17 protein-coding genes are annotated in these 17938 nt (G+C 52.3%); 12 read left to right on the top strand and 5 right to left on the bottom strand.

Translation table 11 applies throughout. From position 1 onward, the window contains the following. Positions 1-3 precede the first annotated feature (3 nt). From cyoB to FHD02_RS14435, 5 genes are all read left to right on the top strand, one after another. Positions 4-1995: a cytochrome o ubiquinol oxidase subunit I gene (gene cyoB, locus FHD02_RS14455; RefSeq protein WP_042310102.1), complete on the top strand. Its 1992-nt coding sequence runs from the start codon at positions 4-6 to the stop codon at positions 1993-1995. Beyond that, positions 1985-2599, top strand: a complete 615-nt coding sequence (locus FHD02_RS14450) for a cytochrome o ubiquinol oxidase subunit III (protein ID WP_003831007.1) — start codon at positions 1985-1987, stop codon at positions 2597-2599. The genes cyoB and FHD02_RS14450 overlap by 11 nt, the downstream gene beginning before the upstream one ends. Beyond that, positions 2599-2928 carry a cytochrome o ubiquinol oxidase subunit IV gene (locus FHD02_RS14445; RefSeq protein ID WP_003831006.1) on the top strand — a complete coding sequence of 110 codons (330 nt, stop codon included), beginning with the start codon at positions 2599-2601 and terminating at the stop codon, positions 2926-2928. Before FHD02_RS14450 ends, FHD02_RS14445 begins: the two co-directional genes overlap by 1 nt. Positions 2929-2939: 11 nt before the next feature. Next, entirely contained in the window at positions 2940-3830 is an 891-nt protein-coding gene (cyoE, locus tag FHD02_RS14440) for a heme o synthase (protein ID WP_003831005.1), read from the top strand. A gap of 157 nt (positions 3831-3987) precedes the next feature. Then, a complete protein-coding gene (locus FHD02_RS14435; protein ID WP_220394018.1) occupies positions 3988-5352 on the top strand; it encodes an MFS transporter in 1365 nt (454 codons plus the stop codon). A 79-nt stretch (positions 5353-5431) separates the two neighbouring features. On the opposite strand, the gene FHD02_RS14430 is transcribed toward FHD02_RS14435, so the two are convergent. Next, positions 5432-5923, bottom strand: coding sequence for a YajQ family cyclic di-GMP-binding protein (locus tag FHD02_RS14430; protein ID WP_220394017.1), 492 nt, complete (start codon positions 5921-5923; stop codon positions 5432-5434). Positions 5924-6097: 174 nt separating this feature from the next. Here FHD02_RS14430 and panE point away from each other — a divergent pair, with 174 nt between their 5' ends. Together panE and yajL are read left to right on the top strand one after the other, a co-directional pair. Continuing rightward, a complete protein-coding gene (gene panE / locus FHD02_RS14425; RefSeq protein ID WP_038638233.1) occupies positions 6098-7009 on the top strand; it encodes a 2-dehydropantoate 2-reductase in 912 nt (303 codons plus the stop codon). Next, on the top strand, positions 6972-7562 hold the full coding sequence (yajL, locus tag FHD02_RS14420) for a protein deglycase YajL (protein WP_220394016.1): 591 nt from the start codon (positions 6972-6974) through the stop codon (positions 7560-7562). Before panE ends, yajL begins: the two co-directional genes overlap by 38 nt. A 39-nt stretch (positions 7563-7601) precedes the next feature. Here yajL and FHD02_RS14415 read toward each other — a convergent pair whose 3' ends face one another. Genes FHD02_RS14415 through FHD02_RS14405 form a run of 3 tightly spaced genes read right to left on the bottom strand, consistent with a single transcriptional unit; the run spans position 7602 to position 11285 of the window. Then, positions 7602-8390 carry a DmsC/YnfH family molybdoenzyme membrane anchor subunit gene (locus FHD02_RS14415; protein ID WP_137360407.1) on the bottom strand — a complete coding sequence of 263 codons (789 nt, stop codon included), beginning with the start codon at positions 8388-8390 and terminating at the stop codon, positions 7602-7604. A 10-nt stretch (positions 8391-8400) separates the two neighbouring features. After that, on the bottom strand, positions 8401-8949 hold the full coding sequence (locus FHD02_RS14410; RefSeq protein WP_170972905.1) for a 4Fe-4S dicluster domain-containing protein: 549 nt from the start codon (positions 8947-8949) through the stop codon (positions 8401-8403). A gap of 2 nt (positions 8950-8951) precedes the next feature. Then, positions 8952-11285, bottom strand: a complete 2334-nt coding sequence (locus FHD02_RS14405) for a molybdopterin-dependent oxidoreductase (protein ID WP_137360406.1) — start codon at positions 11283-11285, stop codon at positions 8952-8954. Positions 11286-11456: 171 nt separating this feature from the next. Between FHD02_RS14405 and FHD02_RS14400 the strand changes: the two genes are divergently transcribed. Then, positions 11457-12152, top strand: a complete 696-nt coding sequence (locus FHD02_RS14400; protein ID WP_137360405.1) for a helix-turn-helix domain-containing protein — start codon at positions 11457-11459, stop codon at positions 12150-12152. 36 nt (positions 12153-12188) lie between these two features. On the opposite strand, the gene thiI is transcribed toward FHD02_RS14400, so the two are convergent. Next, positions 12189-13637, bottom strand: coding sequence for a tRNA uracil 4-sulfurtransferase ThiI (thiI, locus tag FHD02_RS14395; protein ID WP_137370924.1), 1449 nt, complete (start codon positions 13635-13637; stop codon positions 12189-12191). Positions 13638-13845: 208 nt separating this feature from the next. On the opposite strand from thiI, the gene xseB reads away from it, so the two are divergent. Genes xseB through yajO form a run of 4 tightly spaced genes read left to right on the top strand, consistent with a single transcriptional unit; the run spans position 13846 to position 17906 of the window. Beyond that, positions 13846-14088 (top strand): exodeoxyribonuclease VII small subunit, encoded by a 243-nt coding sequence (gene xseB / locus FHD02_RS14390; protein WP_200007735.1) that lies wholly within the window; start codon positions 13846-13848, stop codon positions 14086-14088. Then, a complete protein-coding gene (gene ispA / locus FHD02_RS14385; protein ID WP_137349000.1) occupies positions 14089-14988 on the top strand; it encodes a (2E,6E)-farnesyl diphosphate synthase in 900 nt (299 codons plus the stop codon). Positions 14989-15012: 24 nt separating this feature from the next. Further along, positions 15013-16875 (top strand): 1-deoxy-D-xylulose-5-phosphate synthase, encoded by a 1863-nt coding sequence (gene dxs, locus FHD02_RS14380; RefSeq protein ID WP_220394015.1) that lies wholly within the window; start codon positions 15013-15015, stop codon positions 16873-16875. Between the two features lie 56 nt (positions 16876-16931). Beyond that, positions 16932-17906, top strand: a complete 975-nt coding sequence (gene yajO, locus FHD02_RS14375) for a 1-deoxyxylulose-5-phosphate synthase YajO (RefSeq protein WP_220394014.1) — start codon at positions 16932-16934, stop codon at positions 17904-17906. The last annotated feature ends 32 nt before the right edge of the window (positions 17907-17938 follow it).

Raw genomic sequence — 17938 nt, 5'->3', positions numbered from 1 at the left:
ACGATGTTCGGAAAATTGACACTTGATGCAGTTCCGTTCCATGAACCAATCGTCATGGTTACGATCGCTGCCATTATCATCGGTGGTGCGGCCTTACTCGGCCTTATCACTTACTTCGGTAAGTGGACCTACCTGTGGAAAGAGTGGCTGACTTCGGTTGACCACAAACGCCTTGGCATCATGTATGTCATCGTCGCAATCGTGATGTTGATTCGTGGCTTTGCCGATGCCGTCATGATGCGTAGTCAGCAAGCGCTGGCTTCTGCAGGTGAAGCGGGTTTCCTGCCACCTCACCACTACGACCAGATCTTCACGGCTCACGGCGTGATTATGATCTTCTTCGTGGCAATGCCATTTGTTATCGGTCTGATGAACCTCGTGGTTCCACTGCAGATTGGCGCACGTGACGTTGCATTCCCGTTCCTGAACAACCTGAGCTTCTGGTTCACCGTTGTTGGCGTAATCCTGGTTAACCTGTCTCTGGGCGTCGGTGAATTCGCGCAGACCGGTTGGCTGGCGTATCCGCCTCTTTCGGGGATAGAGTACAGTCCAAGCGTCGGGGTCGATTATTGGATATGGGCCGTCCAGTTGTCCGGTATTGGTACAACCCTGACCGGTATCAACTTCTTTGTGACCATCATTAAGATGCGTGCGCCAGGAATGACCATGTTCAAGATGCCGGTATTTAGCTGGGCATCTCTGTGCGCTAACATCCTGATTATCGCTTCGTTCCCAATTCTGACGGTTACCGTCGCGTTGCTGACCCTGGATCGCTATCTGGGCACCCATTTCTTTACCAACGATATGGGCGGCAACATGATGATGTACATCAACCTGATTTGGGCCTGGGGCCATCCGGAAGTGTACATTCTGATCCTGCCAGTATTCGGGGTATTCTCCGAAGTCGCAGCAACCTTCTCGCGTAAGCGTCTGTTTGGTTACACCTCGCTGGTGTGGGCAACCGTGTGTATTACCGTTCTGTCGTTCATTGTTTGGCTGCACCACTTCTTCACCATGGGTGCCGGCGCAAACGTAAACGCCTTCTTCGGTATTACCACCATGATTATCGCCATCCCGACCGGGGTGAAGATCTTCAACTGGCTGTTCACCATGTATCAGGGCCGTATCGTATTCCACTCAGCAATGCTGTGGACGATTGGCTTTATCGTCACCTTCTCAGTCGGCGGCATGACCGGCGTACTGCTGGCGGTGCCGGGTGCGGACTTCGTACTGCACAACAGCCTGTTCCTGATTGCGCACTTCCATAACGTTATCATCGGCGGCGTGGTATTTGGTTGCTTCGCGGGTATGACCTACTGGTGGCCAAAAGCGTTTGGCTTCACGTTGAACGAAACCTGGGGTAAACGCGCATTCTGGTTCTGGATCATCGGCTTCTTCGTGGCATTTATGCCGCTGTACGTGCTGGGCTTTATGGGTATGACCCGTCGCCTCAGCCAGCAGATTGACCCACAGTTCCATCCGATGCTGGTTGTTGCCGCCTGTGGCGCCGCGCTGATTGCACTGGGTATCCTGTGCCAGTTCATTCAGATGTACGTGTCTATTCGCGACCGCGAGCAGAACCGTGACCTGACCGGTGACCCATGGGGTGGTCGTACGCTGGAGTGGGCAACCTCTTCCCCGCCTCCGTTCTATAACTTTGCCGTTGTGCCGCACGTTCACGAGCGTGATGCCTTCTGGGAAATGAAAGAAAAAGGTGAAGCGTACAAGCAGCCTGCGCACTATGAAGAGATTCATATGCCGAAGAACAGCGGTGCCGGTATCGTCATTACCGCCTTCGCAACACTGTTTGGTTTCGCCATGATCTGGCATATCTGGTGGCTGGCGATTGCAAGCTTCGCAGGCATGATCATTAGCTGGATTGTGAAAAGCTTTGATGAAGACGTGGATTACTACGTGCCGGTCCCGGAAGTCGAAAAACTGGAAAACCAGCATTTCGATGAGATTACTAAGGCAGGGCTGAAAAATGGCAACTGATACTTTAACGCACGCGACTGCCCACGCGCACGAACACGGGCACCACGATGCAGGCCAGACCAAGATCTTCGGATTCTGGGTCTACCTGATGAGCGACTGCATTCTGTTCTCAATTCTGTTTGCAACCTATGCCGTTCTGGTGAACGGCACCGCAGGTGGCCCGACAGGTAAGGACATTTTTGAACTGCCGTTCGTTCTGGTTGAAACATTCCTGCTGTTATTTAGCTCCATTACTTACGGCATGGCGGCGATCGCCATGTATAAGAACAACAAGAGCCAGGTCATCTCCTGGCTGGCGTTGACTTTCTTGTTCGGTGCCGGATTCATCGGGATGGAACTCTATGAATTCCATCACCTGATTGTTAACGGTATGGGCCCGGATCGCAGCGGCTTCCTGTCTGCGTTCTTCGCGCTGGTCGGCACGCACGGTCTGCACGTCACCTCCGGTCTTATCTGGATGGCGGTGCTGATGGTGCAAGTTGCCCGTCGCGGCCTGACCAGTACTAACCGTACCCGCATCATGTGCCTGAGCCTGTTCTGGCACTTCCTGGATGTGGTGTGGATCTGTGTGTTCACTGTTGTTTATCTGATGGGGGCGATGTAATGAGTCATTCTAACGAGAGCGGCGGCGCATCCCATGGCAGCGTAAAAACCTACATGACAGGTTTTATCCTGTCGATCATCCTGACGGTCATTCCGTTCTGGATGGTAATGACAGGTTCTGCCTCTCCGGCCGTCATTCTGGGAACTATTCTGGCAATGGCAGTGGTACAGATTCTGGTGCACCTGGTGTGCTTCTTGCACATGAATAGCAAATCTGATGAAGGTTGGAACATGACGGCCTTTGTCTTTACTGTGCTAATCATCGCCATCCTGGTTGTGGGCTCCATCTGGATTATGTGGAACCTTAACTACAACATGATGATGCACTAAGAGCGGCGATTATGATGTTTAAGCAATACCTGCAAGTTACGAAACCAGGCATCATCTTTGGCAACCTGATCTCGGTGATTGGGGGGTTCCTGCTGGCCTCGAAAGGCAGCATCGACTATCCCCTGTTTATCTACACGCTGGTTGGGGTGTCACTGGTTGTGGCGTCGGGTTGTGTATTTAACAACTATATCGACAGGGATATCGACAGGAAGATGGAGAGGACCAAAAACCGCGTGCTGGTTAAAGGTCTGATTTCTCCTGCCGTCTCGCTGGTATACGCCACCTTGCTGGGTATTGCTGGCTTTATGCTGCTGTGGTTTGGCGCCAACCCTCTGGCCTGCTGGCTGGGGGTGATGGGCTTCGTGGTATATGTGGGCGTCTATAGCCTGTATATGAAGCGCCATTCCGTTTACGGGACGCTGATTGGCTCACTCTCCGGTGCTGCGCCGCCGGTGATTGGCTACTGCGCCGTAACCGGTGAGTTCGATAGCGGTGCGCTGATTCTGCTGGCTATTTTCAGCCTGTGGCAAATGCCGCACTCTTACGCGATTGCGATTTTCCGCTTTAAGGATTATCAGGCTGCCAATATCCCGGTACTGCCAGTGGTAAAAGGCATTTCGGTCGCGAAGAACCATATCACGCTGTATATCGTGGCATTTGCTATCGCCACGCTGATGCTAACTCTGGGCGGCTATGCAGGTTATAAATACCTGATTGTTGCTGCGGCGGTGAGCGTCTGGTGGTTGGGCATGGCGCTGCGCGGTTATAAAGTGGAAGATGACAGAGTCTGGGCGCGCAAGCTGTTCGGCTTCTCCATCATCGCCATTACCGCACTTTCCGTGATGATGTCCGTCGACTTTATGGTGCCAAACTCGCAGAACCTGCTGACTTACGTTTGGTAAGAATCTGCTTATATGAAAAGGGTGCTCTGGCACCCTTTTTTATTTGTTGTTTTGCATTCCCCCTCTTCTCACACTCACAACATTTGTTAATGAAGCGCATATTTACCCGGCCCTCTTCCCGCTTTACACTAGGCGCGAAATTAATACAGAGGTGGGAATGAACGATTACAAAATGACGCCCGGTGAGTTGCGCGCCACCTGGGGTTTAGGGACCGTATTTTCGTTGCGCATGCTTGGCATGTTTATGGTCCTGCCGGTTCTGACCACGTATGGTATGGCACTACAGGGTGCCAGCGAAGCATTGATCGGACTTGCTATCGGTATTTATGGCCTGGCGCAAGCCATCTTCCAGATCCCCTTTGGTCTGCTTTCAGACCGCATCGGCCGTAAGCCGCTTATTGTCGGCGGACTGGCGGTATTTGTTGTCGGTAGCGTGATTGCCGCCCTCTCAGATTCAATCTGGGGAATTATTCTCGGTCGGGCCCTCCAGGGCTCTGGCGCGATTGCCGCCGCCGTAATGGCGCTGCTGTCCGACTTAACCCGCGAGCAAAACCGAACCAAAGCAATGGCGTTTATTGGCGTCAGCTTTGGTATCACCTTCGCCATTGCGATGGTACTGGGGCCGATCGTTACCCACACGCTGGGGCTACACGCGCTGTTCTGGATGATCGCGGGCCTTGCGACAACAGGTATCGTGCTGACTATTTGGGTCGTTCCCAATAGCACGACCCACGTACTGAACCGCGAATCAGGCATGGTTAAAGGCAGCTTCAGCAAAGTGCTGGCGGAACCAAAACTGCTGAAGCTCAACTTCGGCATCATGTGTCTGCACATTTTACTGATGTCCACTTTCGTCGCCTTGCCAGGTCAGTTGGCAAAAGCGGGCTTCCCCGCCGCCGAACACTGGAAAATTTATCTGGTGACGATGCTGCTGTCCTTTGTTTCCGTGGTGCCGTTCATCATTTACGCCGAAGTGAAACGCCGGATGAAACGCGTGTTCCTCGCCTGCGTGTTACTGATTCTTGTCGCCGAAATTGTATTGTGGAGCGCAAACATTCGTTTTTGGGGGCTGATTGCGGGCGTGCAGATATTCTTCCTCGCCTTCAACCTGATGGAAGCCCTACTCCCCTCGCTTATCAGTAAAGAATCTCCGGCGGGCTATAAAGGTACGGCGATGGGCGTTTACTCCACCAGCCAGTTTCTTGGCGTGGCAATTGGCGGCTCGCTGGGCGGTTGGGTAGTCGACATGTTTGATGGTCAGGCGGTATTCCTGGCCGGCGCGCTTCTGGCGGCAGTGTGGTTGTTGGTGGCCAGCACAATGAAAGAACCGCCGTACGTTAGCAGCCTGCGCGTGGAAATCCCACCGGAGATTGCCGCGGATGACACCCTGAAGCAGCGTCTTCTGGCTAAAGAAGGGATAAGCGAAGTATTAATTGTGGCGCAAGAGCATTCGGCTTACGTAAAAATCGACAGCAAAGTGACCAATCGATTCGAAGTTGAGCAGGCGATAAGTCAGGCGTGAAGATTGCAGGATGGCGACGTCTTATCCGGCCTACAAATAGCGTGTACTACCTGTAGGCCGGATAAGCGGGCATTACGACTTAATCGCGGAAGTTCTTAAACTGGAACGGCTGGCCGAGGTCGCCCCCACGAACCAACGCCATGACGGATTGCAGATCGTCACGTGCTTTACCGGTTACACGGATTTCTTCACCCTGAATCTGCGCCTGCACCTTCAGTTTGCTGTCTTTAATCAGCTTAACGATTTTCTTTTGCACCGCGCTTTCGATGCCCTGCTTCAGCTTCGCTTCCACAAACCAGGTTTTACCGCTGTGCACGAAGGTTTCCGGTACGTCCAGCGATGTGCCTTCAATACCGCGTTTCAGTAGCTTGGCACGCAAAATATCCAGCAGTTGATTGACCTGGAAATCAGACTCGCTCAGCACCTTAATCGTCTTATTTGACTCATTCAGCTCAAAATTCGCTTCAACGCCACGAAAATCAAAGCGTGACTCTACTTCGCGGCTGGCGTTATCCACCGCGTTACGGGCTTCCTGAAGATCAACTTCAGAGACAATATCGAAAGATGGCATCTTTTCCTCTCCCTTCATTTTTGATGCGAAGCATAATACCTGCAAAGTTACCCAACAGACAGCGCTATACTAGGCTGTATCCTTTAATTGTACGCGGAACTGTTACCTGCGAACAATAAAGGGGTACGGCCGATATGGATTAACACCTGGTGCTGTTGCAGGTGAGGAGGAAGAATGAAAATTACCGTACTGGGATGTGGAGCGTTAGGACAGCTGTGGCTTACCACGCTGTGCAAACATGGACATGAGGTGCAAGGGTGGCTACGCGTACCACAGCCCTACTGCAGCGTGAACCTGATCGACACGGATGGATCAGTTTTTAATGAATCCCTGACGGCAAACGACCCCGACTTTTTGGCAAAAAGCGACCTGTTACTGGTTACACTTAAAGCCTGGCAGGTTTCTGATGCGGTAAAAGGTCTGGCCGCAATTCTGCCTGAAACTACCCCCATTTTGCTGATTCACAACGGCATGGGGACGATTGAAGAGCTGCAAAACATTAAACAGCCTCTGCTGATGGGCACCACCACCCACGCGGCACGTCGCGACGGAAATGTCATCATTCATGTCGCTCAGGGCACAACGCGCATCGGTCCGGCGCGTGAGCAGGACGGTGATTTCAGCTATCTGGCTGAAACACTGCAAGAAGTACTACCGGATGTCGCCTGGCATAATAATATTCGCGCCGAACTGTGGCGCAAACTGGCCGTAAACTGCGTCATTAATCCGCTGACGGCGCTCTGGGACTGCCCAAACGGCGAACTGCGTCAGCATCCGGAAAAAATAGCGCTAATCTGTGAGGAAGTAGCAGCGGTTATTGAACGCGAAGGCCACCACACATCAGCGGATGATTTACGCTATTATGTCGAGCAAGTCATTGACAGTACGGCAGAAAATATCTCATCAATGCTGCAGGATATTCGTGCCATGCGCCATACAGAGATCGACTATATTACCGGTTACCTGTTAAAACGCGCCCGCGCGCACGGCATCGCCGTCCCGGAAAATGCCCACCTGTTTGAAATGGTAAAGAGAAAGGAAAGTGAGTATGAGCGCTCAAGCACTGGTTTGTCTCGCCCCTGGTAGTGAAGAGACCGAAGCAGTCACCACTATCGATCTGCTGGTTCGCGGCGGAATTAAGGTCACTACAGCAAGCGTCGCCAGCGATGGCGGCCTGACGATTGTGTGCTCACGCGGAGTGAAACTGCTGGCTGACGCACCGTTGGTTGAAGTTGCTGACGGCGATTTCGACATCATCGTATTGCCTGGCGGCATTAAAGGCGCGGAGTGTTTTCGCGACAGCCCTCTGCTTATCGAAACCGTGAAGCAGTTTCATCGTTCCGGACGTATTGTCGCAGCCATTTGCGCCGCTGCCGCCATCGTACTTGTCCCACACGATATCTTCCCCATCGGAAATATGACGGGTTTCCCGGCGTTGAAGGACAAAATCCCCGCAGAACAATGGCAAGACAAGCGTGTCGTGTGGGATCCGCGCGTCAACCTGTTAACCAGCCAGGGTCCGGGAACATCGATTGATTTTGGTTTAAAAATCATTGACCTACTGGTGAGCCGCGAAAAGGCTTATGAAGTGGCGTCACAGCTGGTAATTGCGGCGGGAATTTATAACTACTACGAGTAAGAATGATTGCCGGATGGTTTCAACCATCCGGTAAAATATTTAAAACCAAGGCACTCCGCTCATAACGTTGCTATAAAACAACATTCTTCCCGCCAGTTCCCCCGTCGCCATTAATACGACCCATAACCAACTCTGTTGGCCGTATTTCAGACGCGATATTCCCCACACAGCAACGCAGATACTGGCAAATAGCTGCCACCATAGCAGAGGACTTGACGCATCAGCGCCAGGCACATGATAGCGAAACCACAACCCGCCTGCCGTCAACACGATTCCAATGATGATCCCTGCATTACACACCGTTGAAGAGGATTTATGCCAATAGCCACCCGCCACCGCCACACTCATAAAACCCAGCAATACTGCCGTTGCCAGGAAGCCAAGCGGCGTAGCTATGGTATGCCAAAGCGAGTGCAGCGCCATTTGGTAATACACCTGAGACGTCACAAAAATTGACACCAGGCCAACAAGCGCAGTCACACCACCCAGAAGATTCGCCCCTGGATGCCCAAGCTTGAGCCAACATAACACTAACCAGCAAAATATCACGGCATTCAATACTATAAATGCCACTACTTCCCGACTCAGCCAAGATATTCCCAACCCTGCCATTGAACGGTATGCGCCTGTAGGTGTTCCCAGGTGTGCAAGGGATGCCAAAGAACCCAGCACAGTGATGACCCAAAATAGCAGCGCAAGCCGACGATATTGTTCAGCATTAAATTTCAGCGTGCCAAAATTCTGACACAACGTTAGTGCCAGGACACCGCCAATCCCCCATTGAGCAAAGACCGTAAAAAAGACTAATGGCAATTCATAGTGTTCCATTTCTCTCTCCTCAGTCCCGTGGCGCAATAATTACAATATTGGGCTTACTGATGTTGTGATCGGGTAAGTTGTAGCGCTTCTCTAGCACAGTCCATTGGGTGGTATGCTCTTTGCGGAGATCTTCTATCTCACCAAATCGCAAAACCCCCGCAGGGCAAGATTCAACACAGCGTGGTTGCAAACCTTCATCCAGGCGTTCCGCACACAGATTACATTTACTGGTTTTCCCCTCTTCCGCATCGTAAACCGGCGCGCTCCAGGGGCAAGCCATAATACACATCCGGCAACCGATACAACGTTCGTGATCCTGTACAACAATCCCGTCAGCTCGTTTGGTATAAGTCCCGGCCGGGCACACTTTCATGCACTGAGGATCATCGCAATGGTTACACGACATGCTGATAAACGCTTGAGTATTAGGTTCATCCGTATTGCGCTCGCGCACTCGGCGCCATAACACACCAAGCGGCGTCATATTTTCTGACTTGCAAGCCATGCTGCAGGTTTTACAGCCATAGCAGTTTTGCATATCAATAAGAAATCCATACTGTTTCGTCATGATTATGCCTCCCTTCTCACGTCAACCAACGTGCTGTTACAACAGTGTCCATTACCCAACAGCTCTACCTGATCGTTGGTGACATGGCTGCTACTTCCTCCCTGTTGCTCCCACCAGCCATTATCCAGGCTTACAACTCCCCGTTTTATATGCGTTGTTACGTCGGCAATAGCCCTGTGCTCTCCACGATGATTGAAGACCACGACCCATTCCCCGGCCTGGATCTGACGATTATGAGCATCTTCAGGGTGGATCATAACGTTTGGACGATTACGCTGAACCTCAAGGATCCATTCATTCATACCGTGGCTCGAATGTACGCTACGTGCCAGTTTGCGCTGTACCGCCATTAACGGATAATGACTTGCCAGTTCAGGTGAACCTTTCACTGACTCTTTCACCTGTTTCCAGGTTACCACCGGCAGGAAGTCTTTTTTTGCCCACTCCTCAATATAGAAATGTGCCTTTCCGGTTGAAGTACAAAACTGCCCATCCTTAAAGGGAATCCAGTCTTCTTTAACGGGGCATACCGGCCCTTTTTTAAGCATCTCACGGGTGATGCCTGACCCCTTGAGGCAAGCATCAATGTAATGTTCAATAGGCTGGTTAAAAACTTCACCAAATCCAAAACGCTCGGCCAGGCGCGCAAAAATCCAGTAATCAGGTTTAGCTTCTCCCGGGGGCTCCACCGCTTTTTCCATCAACTGTACATAATGGCTACGGACCCCCGCCATTAAACTGACATCTTCAAAAATGGTCGTCACGGGAAGTACCAGATCGGCATACAGTGCAGACGAACTCATCAGGTTGTCCGCCACCACCACAAATGGCACTTTTTTAAAGGCTTCTCGGACCTGATTTGTATTCGGCAACTGCGTCATCGCCCCCAGCGTCATGTTCCACCAGAATTTAATCGGATGTGGTTTTTCGTGAACGATCCAGTCTCCAATTTTGGAAATGGGGATCGATGGGATTTTGGCAGCATTTGGCGCGGGGGGGATAATGGGCGAAAATTTCGCCATCTGCCTGACCCCGCCCGCATCACAGACCCCTGCACCAGGCTTACCGATATTGCCGGTTATCAGCGCCAGATAGAATTGGCTGGCGGCAACGTAAGTGCCAAACTCAGTTCTCTGCGCACCAGACATATTCTGAATAATCATCGCAGGTTGCGTGGAAGCATAGTCTCGTGCCAGGCGTAACACCGTTTGCGCTGGCACATCCGTTTCCTGCTCAACTTTCTGTGTCGTCCAGGGCTTCGCCTGCGCCCAAACGTTATCCAGTACGGTAGTAAAATCACTCCCGTTGGGCAGTTCATCATTTAGCAATGCAGGAAGAACGCCCGGCACATCATGTCGCTTCACGCTTTGTGTCAGAGTATCAAACACCAGATAACTGTCTGCATCATGCGGATCGGCTCGCATTAGTTTCTGCTTAGCATCCACCAAATAAACTGCGCCGGTATGTTTTCGCAGAAAATTTGCATCATAGCGCTTCTCCTGCATAATGATGTTGATCATCCCTAGCGCCAGCGCGATATCCGTTCCCGGCACAATAGGCACCCACTCATCCGCTTTTGCTGCGGTTTCGTTAAACCGGGGATCGATTACCACCATTCGCGCTCCGTTACGCTGCGCATTTGAATAATCTTTGAAGTAAGCATGCATCGTAATGGCCGGGTTGTTCCCCCAGCAAAGGATATAGCGACTTTCCTTTATTGTGTCGCGGGTATCAGCATACCGTAAGCCCACCATTGGCATCATCGCAGCAGTGACGGCTGCGCAGCATAACGAACCAACATGTTTTGTCGATCCGCCAAGATAATCAAAAAATGCCTTCCCCATATCATTTTTGATAGAGTCCATATTCCCTGAAGCTGCTGTTAGCAACAGGCCTTTATTGCCATCGGTAGCGATCGTTTCTCTGATTTTCTTTTCAATAAGCTCAAGCGCGGCATCCCAAGAAATCGGCTTAAATTTTCCTTCACCTTTTTCTCCCGTACGCAGCAAGGGTTGCGTCAGTCGTAGCGGGTGATACACCCATTTCGTTCGGCTAATCCCTCGTAAACAACATTTCACGTTAAAGCCTTTTGTCGCTTCAATTTTCATCAAACGATCTTTCCAGACATATGCCGTCAGGTTGCAATGCAAACATTCCATTGCACAGGTCGAACGAAATGTCTGGTAATCCGATTGCTGCAGACGAAACCGAGGCAGCGGTGCGCCATTGACCTGACGCAACCCTAGAAAGGTTGGACCTAATGAAGCCAGCCCCACCACACCTAGCCCTTTTAACAGGGTTCTTCTTTTTAAACGTATATTGCTCAAAGCATCCATGATCTTCCCTCCAATAAAGTTCATCATTAGTGAACTAAAATTCACCAATAATTAACTTGAGGTGAGTCATGATCTAATCATTTAGAGGTAACGATCTTTTTGAACTATGAAAGCAGCACTGCTTTCTGAACTCAATGATATAATCGAGAAGTATTTAATAAGAGAACGCATATGACTGAAACATCACAAGGGATTAATTCGGTTGATATAGCCGTCAGCATTTTGACATTTGTCGCCAGTCAGAATGGTCAAGCGAGGGCAATCGATATCGCTACTGGGTGTGGTTTGTCGAAAAGCCGTTTACATAAATATCTTATCTCACTTTGTCGCACCGGCATGCTATGCCAAAACGAAAAAGGGCTTTACTGCCTGGGAGCAACCACACTACAACTGACTGGAGGCCAAACCGGCGCACGCGACGCAATTGACGAGCTCAATACTATGCTGGTCACTTTTCGCGATACCTTTAACCACTCCACCGGGGTCGTCGTTGCTTCTGAAAATGGATTAATACTCAAACACTACAATCGCAGCTTTCGAAACGTCGATATCGATTTTCTGCCCAATACGCAGGTTCCACTTCATGCCAGTGCTGCTGGGCAAATTTTTATGAGCTTTTCTGATTATCAGGCGAAAAATCTGGCGCAGAAACAGTTGATTAGACAAATAATATCGCAGGGATACGCCGTGCGTTACAACCCAACTCAGGGGATCCCTGGAGCGCAATCTATCGCTTGTCCGCTTCAGAATAGTAAAGGTGAGCTCATTGCAATTGCTGTAACAATGGGTTTTTTTAGTGCCGAAGCCATTCCGCAAATTGCCAACCAACTGGTCAACAGCATAGCATCACTTCAGCCACAAGATTAGCGAAGCCCCGGCGCATAAAGCCGGGGCAGGCCTCAATTACGGGCGGTACACCTTCACGTTTTCAAAGCCCTGCTCGCGCAGATACAGCGCCTGCAGGCGGCTCATCACCCCGCGTTCACACCACAGCAGCCAGGTTTTACTCTGGTCCAAATCACCGAATTTAGTGCTCAGTTTATAGAACGGCAGAGAAACCACGTCCACACCGTCAACTTTCAGCGGTTTGTCATCCTGTTCATCCACAGAACGGATATCCAGAATCACGTCGTTTGAGCCGAAACCACTCACGGTTTCCACTTCCACCACGGTCTGCTGAGTCTGCTGGGCGATATCGCGAATATCGATATTGTTCGCTTCTTCGACCACTTTATCGAGGATAGAGAAATCGAAGTTTTCTTCTTCGGCCTCAATCTTCGCTTTAATCGCCTTCACCGTTGGGCTTTTTGAAATAACGCCGCAGTATTCCGGCATGGTACGCGCAAAGTCCTCGGTACCAATTTCACGCGCCAGGTTGATGATGTGCTCTTTATCATGGGAGATAAGCGGGCGCAGGATCAGGGTATCCGAAACGTTATCAATCAGGCGCAGGTTGGTCAGCGTCTGGCTGGACACCTGGCCCAACGCTTCACCGGTTACCAGTGCCTGTACGCCGTAGCGCTCAGCGACTTTCGACGCCGCACGTACCATCATACGTTTAAGGACCACGCCCATCTGACCGTCGTCGACTTTCTCCAGGATCTCGCCCACCACCGGCTCAAAGTTGATCGCGACAAAACGCACGCGATGCGAGCTACCGTAGCGGTTCCACAGATAATGCGCCACCTGACGAACGCCGATTTCATGCGCGGCGCCGCCGAGGTTAAAGAAGCAATAGTGTACGCGGCAGCCGCGACGCATCAGCATGTAGCTGGATACGCCGGAGTCGAAACCACCGGAGATCAGCGACAGGACGTCTTCCTGCGTACCAATCGGGAAACCGCCAATACCTTCATAGCGGCCTTTAACCAGCAGCAGACGATCATTTTCGATTTCAAGATTTACCGTAACATCCGGTTTCGTCAGCTTCACGCGCGCGGATTCAATATGCTGGTTCAACCCGCCGCCAACATAACGTTCCACCTCAATGGAGCTAAACTCATGCTTACCGCGACGCTTAACGCGTACGCAGAAGGTTTTTCCTTCCAGTTGATCGCGATACTGCACCAGCGCTTTCTCGAAAATATCGTGCATGTCGGTAAACGGCACGTCTTCTACTTCGAGAATATGGTGGATCCCCGGAATACGGGTCAACGCGTCGCGAATATCCAGACGCTGGCTTTCATCTTTAGCGCGAACCTCAACGTGATCCCAGTGACGGACAACGGCAAGGTCTTCATCGTAGTGCTTTAAAACGTTACGAATGTTCCCTGTCAGAATTTTTATAAAGCGCAAACGCACAGATTGGCTTTTGATGGTGATTTCTGGGAACAATTTAATGATAAACTTCATGGCGGCAATGGTTCTTTGGCAAGTCTGAACGACTTGTAATGGGAAAAAATACAGCAGCCCATACCCTGCGGCTGCATCCAGGCGCGCAAGTATACCACCATCATGGTCATCCTGTGCACATCGCCTTACCATTGCGCGTTATTTGCTTATCAGTGCGAGTCCGTTACCATAGTCTTGTGCTGCCAATACAGAGAGTCAGACATTCATTATGCCGAAGAAAAATGAAGCGCCAGCCAGTTTTGAAACAGCGCTGAGCGAGCTGGAACAGATTGTTACCCGCCTGGAAAGCGGCGACCTGCCGCTGGAAGACGCGCTGAACGAATTCGAACGTGGCGTACAGCTGGCGCGTCAGGGACAGGTCAAATTGCAACAGGCTGAACAGCGCGTACAAATCCTGCTGTCAGACACCGAAGACGCCGCCCTTACGCCTTTTACACCGGATAATGAGTAAATGGATTTTACGCAGCAGCTACAGGCTTGCGTTGAGCAGGCCAACCAGGCACTGAGCCGTTTTATCGCGCCACTGCCCTTTCAGAACACTCCCGTGGTCGAAACCATGCAATATGGCGCATTATTAGGCGGTAAACGTCTGCGCCCATTCCTGGTGTATGCGACCGGTCAGATGTTTGGCGTCAGCCTGAGTACGCTTGATGCTCCCGCTGCCGCCGTCGAGTGCATCCATGCCTATTCGCTGATGCATGATGATTTACCCGCGATGGACGACGATGACCTGCGCCGCGGTCTGCCAACCTGCCACGTAAAATTTGGCGAGGCAAACGCGATCCTGGCCGGAGATGCGCTGCAAACGCTGGCGTTTTCCATTATCAGCGACGCGCCCATGCCAGAAGTCACCGACCGGGACCGCATCGCGATGATCTCTGAACTGGCCCAGGCCAGCGGTATCGCCGGTATGTGCGGTGGCCAGGCGCTGGATCTGGAAGCGGAAGGTCAGCAGGTTGCGCTGGATGCGCTGGAGCGTATTCACCGCCATAAAACCGGGGCGTTGATTCGCGCCGCCGTGCGTCTGGGGGCATTAAGCGCAGGCGATAAAGGGCGAGAATGCCTGCCAATTCTCGACAAATACGCAGAAAGCATCGGTCTGGCCTTCCAGGTTCAAGATGACATACTGGATGTGGTAGGCGATACTGCAACATTGGGTAAACGTCAGGGTGCTGACCAGCAGCTTGGCAAAAGTACCTATCCTGCACTTCTGGGTCTTGAGCAAGCCCGGAATAAAGCCCGGGATTTAATCGAGGATGCCCGCCAGTCGCTAAATTTGCTGGCCGCGCAGTCACTCGATACCTCGGCACTGGAAGCGCTAGCGGACTACATAATCCAGCGTGATAAATAAACCAACATATCCCATGAGCTTGCGATGAGTTTTGATATAGCCAAATACCCGACCCTGGCGCTGGTCGACTCCACCCAGGAGTTACGCCTACTGCCAAAAGAGAGCCTGCCAAAGCTTTGCGACGAACTGCGCCGCTATTTGCTCGACAGCGTGAGCCGTTCCAGCGGGCACTTCGCCTCCGGTCTGGGCACGGTGGAACTTACCGTCGCGCTGCACTACGTCTACAACACCCCGTTTGACCAGTTAATCTGGGATGTGGGGCATCAGGCTTATCCGCACAAAATTCTGACCGGTCGCCGCGATAAAATTGGCACTATCCGTCAGAAAGGCGGCCTGCACCCGTTCCCGTGGCGCGGAGAGAGCGAGTATGACGTACTGAGCGTTGGGCATTCCTCAACCTCCATCAGCGCTGGCATCGGTATTGCGGTTGCCGCCGAGAAAGAAGGCAAAGAACGCCGTACCGTTTGCGTGATTGGCGACGGCGCTATCACCGCCGGGATGGCGTTTGAAGCGATGAACCATGCGGGTGATATTAAGCCCGATATGCTGGTTATCCTCAACGACAACGAAATGTCGATTTCAGAGAACGTCGGCGCGCTAAACAATCACCTGGCGCAACTGCTCTCTGGCAAACTCTACTCCTCGCTGCGCGAAGGCGGGAAGAAAGTCTTCTCCGGCGTACCGCCGATTAAAGAACTGCTCAAACGTACCGAAGAACACATTAAAGGCATGGTGGTGCCGGGCACGCTGTTTGAAGAGCTGGGCTTTAACTATATCGGCCCGGTGGACGGGCACGACGTGCTGGGACTTATCACCACGCTGAAGAACATGCGCGATCTTAAAGGTCCACAGTTCCTGCACATCATGACCAAAAAAGGTCGTGGCTATGAGCCAGCGGAAAAAGACCCGATCACATTCCACGCCGTACCTAAATTCGATCCATCCAGCGGCTGTCTGCCGAAAAGCAGCGGCGGCCTGCCGAGCTATTCAAAAATTTTCGGGGACTGGTTGTGTGAGACCGCAGCGAAAGACAATAAGCTGATGGCGATCACCCCGGCGATGCGCGAAGGCTCCGGTATGGTGGAATTCTCACGTAAGTTCCCGGACCGCTACTTCGATGTGGCGATTGCCGAGCAGCACGCAGTGACCTTTGCAGCAGGTCTGGCGATTGGCGGCTACAAGCCGGTCGTGGCTATTTACTCTACCTTCCTGCAACGCGCCTACGATCAGGTGCTGCATGATGTGGCCATCCAGAAACTGCCGGTCCTGTTCGCCGTTGACCGGGCAGGAATTGTTGGCGCAGATGGGCAAACCCACCAGGGGGCGTTCGATCTCTCCTTCCTGCGCTGCATCCCGGAAATGGTCATCATGGCCCCGAGTGATGAAAACGAATGCCGCCAGATGCTGTTTACCGGCTATCACTACAACAATGGCCCATCGGTCGTGCGCTATCCACGCGGTAACGCGGTGGGCGTTGAGCTGACCCCGCTGGAAAAACTGCCAATCGGTAAAGGTCTCGTCAAGCGCCACGGTGAGAAACTGGCGATTCTTAACTTTGGCACCCTGATGCCGGAAGCGGCTCAGGTCGCGGAATCGCTGAACGCCACGCTGGTCGACATGCGCTTCGTGAAACCGCTGGATGAAACGCTGATCCTGGAAATGGCGGCCCAACACGACGTGCTGGTTACCATTGAAGAGAATGCCATTATGGGCGGCGCAGGCAGTGGCGTAAACGAAGTACTGATGGCCCATCGTAAGCCCGTTCCGGTGCTGAATATTGGCCTGCCTGACTTCTTCATCCCGCAAGGCACTCAGGATGAGGCTCGCGCCGATCTGGGTCTTGATGCCGCTGGCATTGAGGCTAAAATCAAGGCCTGGCTGGCATAATCCCCTCCCCGCTCCTGCTATGCTTAATGAATAACACGCTAAGCAGGAGCGAATTAATGCAATACAACACCTTAGGAAAAACCGACCTTCGGGTCTCCCGCCTTTGCCTGGGCTGCATGACGTTTGGCGAGCCCAATCGCGGCAATCACGCCTGGACGCTACCTGAAGAGAGCAGCCGCCCGATAATCAAACGCGCCCTTGAGGGCGGCATTAACTTTTTCGATACCGCCAACAGCTATTCCGCGGGCAGCAGTGAAGAAATTGTCGGTCGTGCGCTGCGTGATTTCACCCGCCGCGAAGATGTCGTGGTCGCGACCAAGGTTTTTCACCAGGTGGATGATTTAGCGGAAGGATTATCCCGTGCACAAATCCTAAGGTCGATCGACGACAGCCTCAGACGCCTGGGCATGGACTATGTGGACATCCTGCAAATTCACCGTTGGGATTACAACACGCCAATCGAAGAAACGCTGGAAGCCCTCAACGACGTAGTAAAAGCCGGTAAAGCTCGCTATATCGGTGCCTCGTCAATGCACGCTTCGCAGTTTGCTCAGGCGCTGGCCCTACAGAAGCAACACGGCTGGGCGCAGTTCGTCAGCATGCAGGATCACTACAACCTGATCTACCGCGAAGAAGAACGCGAAATGCTGCCGCTCTGCTATCAGGAAGGTGTCGCGGTGATCCCGTGGAGTCCGCTGGCGCGTGGTCGCCTGACCCGCCCGTGGGGAGAAACGACCGCACGTCTGGTTTCTGATGAAGTCGGTAAAAATTTATATAACGAGAGCGATGAAAACGACGCGCAAATTGCCGCACGGCTGGCTGGCGTCAGCGAAGAGCTGGGCGTCACGCGGGCGCAGGTCGCGCTGGCATGGCTGCTGAGCAAACCGGGGGTGGCAGCGCCGATTATCGGCACATCGCGCGAGGAACAGCTGGATGAGTTGCTTAATGCGGTGGATTTAACGCTGAAGCCGGAACACATTGCCGAACTGGAAACACCGTACAAACAGCATCCGGTGGTGGGGTTTAAATAATCTGCCATTGCCCGATGGCGCTGCGCTTATCG

This window comes from Citrobacter sp. EC_71, from assembly GCF_019584005.1.
Lineage (GTDB): Bacteria > Pseudomonadota > Gammaproteobacteria > Enterobacterales > Enterobacteriaceae > Citrobacter > Citrobacter werkmanii.
This window is presented reverse-complemented; position numbering and strand designations above follow the sequence as displayed.